Origin of the sequence: Roseomonas sp. TAS13, from assembly GCF_001950415.1 — a bacterium.
Classification (GTDB): domain Bacteria; phylum Pseudomonadota; class Alphaproteobacteria; order Acetobacterales; family Acetobacteraceae; genus Roseomonas; species Roseomonas mucosa.
On sequence record NZ_BDLP01000353.1, the window covers coordinates 1 to 4,517 of the forward strand.

The window sequence follows — 4,517 nt, forward strand, 5'->3', positions numbered from 1 at the left end:
CTTTTGGCCGCTCTCCTCGCCGCCCTCCGACAGGCAATCCTCACCCCGATCAGCCAAGCCAGCGTCCCGACAGGCCGCACCCTGCTCGCAGGGGCGACAGCCTGAAGACGTTGTTCAAGGCCGACTATGCCATGCTGCTCGCCAGCAGCGTCCAGAAGCGTTTCGCCACGCATTGGGGCATTGCCGAGACCGGTGCGGCTGGCCCTGGCGGCAACCGCTATGGCGATCCCGCCGGCCATGCCTGCATCGCGGTCGCCGGCCCGATGGCTTTGACGCGGCGATTGGAAACCGGGAGCCAGGACCGCCCGGCCAATATGCGGACCTTTGCCGCCGCCCTGCTGGACCTTCTCATCGAAGCCATGGAAAGCGGAGCCGGGACGGCACCGCAATCCTGATCGCGCCGGGACACGGCCAGCAGGGCTGCCGTCCCGTTCTGGACAGAGGAGCGGCCTCAGGCCGAAAGGGAACTCCCGGGCTACGAAGGGAGGAAGGCCTGCGCCCCTCCCTTCGCGCAACCCTCAGTGCTTCAGGCTGTCGGGCACCTTGCCGCCATTCTGGGCGAGCTGCTGCCACACCGCCTTCGACAGGGCGATGTTCTGCTCGGCACTGCCATCCGCTCCGGCATGCACGTTGAGCTCGCTCGCGAGCTGCTTGCGCGCATCCAGGCTGGAATCGAGATCCAGCATCTTCAGCAGGTCGACAATCGACGTCCGCCAGTTGCCGCCGCCGCCTTTCTGCGCGGCGATCCCCTCCAGCACGGATTCGACATCCACTTCCTGACCCGAGGACTGGACCGACCCGGCGCCCGCCGGAGCCGCACCCGCCGGAGCCACGCCTGCCGGCGCCGCAGCAGCAGGGGCGGCGCCCGCATCCGGCGCCTGGTCGGAACCTGCCGGCGTGGCAGCCTGCGCCGCACCGGCGGGGTGGAAGATCTTGTTCAGGATCGAGCTGAAGATGCTCATCTTGCTTCCTTTCAAGAAGATGGACGGGGAACGGACAGACCCGTCAGGAGTTCCGGCGCCGGTTGAGCGAAACGCGCGCCCGCTCCGGCCGGATGGCTGCGACGGGTAACGCGGGATGTCCGGCCATGTTGCCACGGCAACCGAAGAAGGAGCGCGCCACGATGCCCCTGGAGGCCACCCTGCCGGGCGCTTCCTGCGGCGCAGCCATCAGCGATGGGTCGTCACCCCGACCTGCCGGCACATGCTCAGCAGCAGGCAGGACGAACAGCGGGGCCGCTCGCCCGTGCAGACATGCTTGCCGAAGGGGACGAGGCGCTCGTTGATCTCCACCCAGTAGCGGCGCGGCAGGATCGCCACCAGGGCGGCCTGGGTCCGGTCCGGCGTGCCGGTCGCGACGATGCCCCAGCGGTTGGTCACGCGATGGACATGGATGTCCACGGCGATATGCGCCTGACCCAGCGCCACGCCGAGCGCGAGGGAGGCGATCTTCGGCCCGACGCCGCGGAAGGCCATCAGCCCCTCGACCGTGTCGGGGACGATGCCGCCGAACTCCCCGGCAATCCGCCGCGACAGGGCGATCAGGTCGCGTGCCTTCGGTTCGGGAAAGGTGGCGCCATGCAGGAGGCGCACGAGCTCCGCCTCCTCCAGCGCCGCCATCGCCTCCGGGGTGCGCGCCGCGGCGAAGAGTCGGAGGCAGACCGGAATCGTGGTCTCGTCGCGGGTGCGGGCGGAGATGAGGCTCGCCACCAGCTGCTCGAACAGGCTGCCATAGCCCCGGTCCCGCAGCTCGAACATCGCCGCCTTCGGCACCTCGGCGACGGCCCGCCGCAGCCGCCGGAACGCTTCGTCGAAATCGAAGGGTTCCCTGGGCGCGGCTTCCGCCACGATCTCGGCTGTGTGGGGCATGCCGCAGAAACGCCGCCCGGCCACGCGGGTTCAGCGCGCGGCATGCCGCATGCACATCCCGCCGGTCCGGGCCATGGCCGGCGGCCAGGAGATCCCCGGATGCAACCCGTTGAAACGATCCGGCATTCCCCGCATATCGCGCGCCAGCTTGAACCCCTGACCGAGAGGACTGACGGTGAGCGAAACGCTGGAGCGGCACGAATTCGGCGCCGAGGTGGGGCGCCTTCTCGACCTCGTGGTGCACGCGCTCTATTCCGACCGCGAGATCTTCCTGCGCGAGCTGGTGGCCAATGCCGCCGATGCCGTGGACCGGCGCCGCTTCGAGGCGCTGACCGACAGCACGCTGGGCCTGCCGGCCGAGGCCAGGGTCCGGATCGTGCCGGACAAGGCGGCGCGGACGCTGACCATCTCCGACCCGGGCATCGGCATGTCGAAGGCCGAGCTGGCGCAGCATCTGGGCACCATCGCCCGCTCGGGCACGCTGGCCTTCACCCGCTCGCTGGCCCAGGCGCAGGCCATGGAGAAGCCCAGCCTGATCGGCCAGTTCGGCGTCGGCTTCTACTCGGCCTTCATGGTGGCGGAGCGGGTCGAGGTCACCTCCCGCCGCGCCGGCGGCGAGGAGGCCTGGTGCTGGGCCTCGGAGGGGCAGGGCAGCTACACGCTGGCCCCCGCCAGCCGGGCGGAACCCGGCACCGACATCGTCCTGCACATGAAGGCGGATGCGGAGGAGTTCCTGGAGCCCTTCCGGCTGCAGGCGGTCATCCGCAAATGGGCCGACCACATCACCATCCCCATCACCGTGGCGCAGGACGGCAAGGACGAGCCGGCCAACGAGGGCACCGCGCTCTGGCGCAAGCCGAAATCCGAGGTGACGGAGGAGCAGTACACCGAGTTCTACCGCCACGTCGCCCATGCCTTCGACCAGCCCTGGGCCACGCTGCACTGGCGCGCGGAAGGGACGCTGGACTACAGCGCCCTGCTCTTCATCCCGGGCATGAAGCCCTTCCAGGCGGTGGAGGGCGAGCGGGAAAGCCGGCTGCGGCTGCATGTCCGGCGCATGTTCATCACCGATGAGGCCGGGCTGCTGCCGCCCTGGCTGCGCTTCGTGGAAGGCGTGGTGGACACCGAGGACCTGCCGCTGAATGTCAGCCGCGAGATGCTGCAGTCCACCCCCGTCCTGGCGCGCATCCGCAAGGCGGTGACGAACCGCGTCCTGTCGGACCTGAAGTCCCGCGCCAAGGATGAGGCGGACTACGCGAAGTTCTGGGAGAATTTCGGCCCGGTCCTGAAGGAAGGCGCCTGGGAGGATGCCGAACACCGCAAGGAGGTCGCGACCCTGCTGCGCTTCCGCTCCTCCGCCGTGGAGAGCTGGACCTCGCTCGCCGACTATGTCGCGCGGATGAAGGAGGGGCAGGAGGCGATCCACTTCCTGCTCGGCGACGACCCGGCCGCCCTGGCGCACTCGCCGCAACTGGAGGGCTTCCGCGCCAAGGGGGTGGAGGTGCTGCTGCTGTCCGACGGCATCGATGCCTTCTGGCCGGAGCGCCTCGCGGAGTTCGAGGGCAAGCCGATCCGCAGCGTCACCCAGGGCATGGTGGACCTGTCGAAGATCACGGGCGCCCCCGAGGCTGGCGAGGCGTCGGGCGAGGCCGCCGATGTCGCCGAGTTGCTCGCCCGGCTGAAGGAGGCGCTGAAGGACGAGGTCGGCGAGGTGCGCGCGACGGACCGGCTGGTGGAAAGCGCGGTGGTCCTGGCCGCCCCGCAATACGGCCCCGACCTGCAGATGCAGCGCATGCTGCGCCGCGCCGGGCGGGGCAGCGGCGCCGGCCTGCCGGTGCTGGAGATCAACCCGCGCCACCCGCTGATCCGCAGGCTGGCCGAGGGCGTGGCGACGGACACGGCGCTGGCGGAAAAGGCGGGCCTGCTGCTCGACCTCGCCCGGGTGCAGGATGGCGACACGCCGCGCGACCCGGCGGGCTTCGCCCGGCGCGTCGCCGCCGCGCTCGCCTTCTGAAAGCCGCCCGGCCCGCCTCCCGGCGGGCCGGGCGCGTGGGGCACCCCGCCGGCGGACCTGGCCTATCCCGGCAGTTGCACAGCATGCCGGTGCAGCTTGGTCAGATGACCCGCCCTTCGGGAACGCCGAGGCCGAATTCCTCCGCATAGCGCGCCGCGAAGGCCTGGCTGACGCTCTCCGCCACCACCGACGGGCGACAGGTCAGGAACTCGGCCAGACGCAGCGGGCCGCAGTGCTGGCACAGGGCCGTCGCGGCGCAGGCCTTCGGGTCCGGCATCGGGAGGCTATACTATCATGTCATATGATATCATATAGAAGCCCTGGCCATGCCGTCTCCGGTCCGTCACCGGGAGTGGCCGCATGAAAGGTCCGGCCCCGGAGAGGGCCGGACCGGGAGAAGGAAATGTCCATGAACGACCACCGCATCACGCGCCGGTCCACCCTGGCGGCGGGCCTGGGTGGCGGCCTCGCCATGCTGCCGCTGCGTCGCGCCCTCGCCGCCTATCCCGTAAGCGCGGCGTGACCGCCCTTCTTGATCCGGTCTGCTGATGCCGCGAGGTAAGCCGTCGCGGAGGTATGGCGATGGCGCGATGGGTGGCGAACACGAGTGCCAGCACTGGTGCTAGCACTGGGGC

5 protein-coding genes are annotated in these 4,517 nt (G+C 70.3%); 2 read left to right on the forward strand and 3 right to left on the reverse strand.

What is annotated here, in order from left to right:
• Positions 1 to 110: 110 nt before the first annotated feature.
• Complete coding sequence (locus ROTAS13_RS19945; protein ID WP_252570917.1) at positions 111 to 395, forward strand: CinA family protein; 285 nt, start codon at positions 111 to 113, stop codon at positions 393 to 395.
• A gap of 123 nt (positions 396 to 518) precedes the next feature.
• Here the strand turns inward: ROTAS13_RS19945 and ROTAS13_RS19950 are convergent, their stop codons facing one another.
• Positions 519 to 962 carry a DUF3597 domain-containing protein gene (locus ROTAS13_RS19950; protein ID WP_075823205.1) on the reverse strand — a complete coding sequence of 148 codons (444 nt, stop codon included), beginning with the start codon at positions 960 to 962 and terminating at the stop codon, positions 519 to 521.
• Positions 963 to 1,169: 207 nt separating this feature from the next.
• Positions 1,170 to 1,868 (reverse strand): endonuclease III, encoded by a 699-nt coding sequence (nth, locus tag ROTAS13_RS19955; protein WP_051004712.1) that lies wholly within the window; start codon positions 1,866 to 1,868, stop codon positions 1,170 to 1,172.
• 175 nt (positions 1,869 to 2,043) lie between these two features.
• On the opposite strand from nth, the gene htpG reads away from it, so the two are divergent.
• Complete coding sequence (htpG, locus tag ROTAS13_RS19960; RefSeq protein ID WP_075823206.1) at positions 2,044 to 3,882, forward strand: molecular chaperone HtpG; 1,839 nt, start codon at positions 2,044 to 2,046, stop codon at positions 3,880 to 3,882.
• A 100-nt stretch (positions 3,883 to 3,982) separates the two neighbouring features.
• Here the strand turns inward: htpG and ROTAS13_RS27385 are convergent, their stop codons facing one another.
• A complete protein-coding gene (locus ROTAS13_RS27385; RefSeq protein WP_171979171.1) occupies positions 3,983 to 4,159 on the reverse strand; it encodes a hypothetical protein in 177 nt (58 codons plus the stop codon).
• Positions 4,160 to 4,517 lie beyond the last annotated feature (358 nt).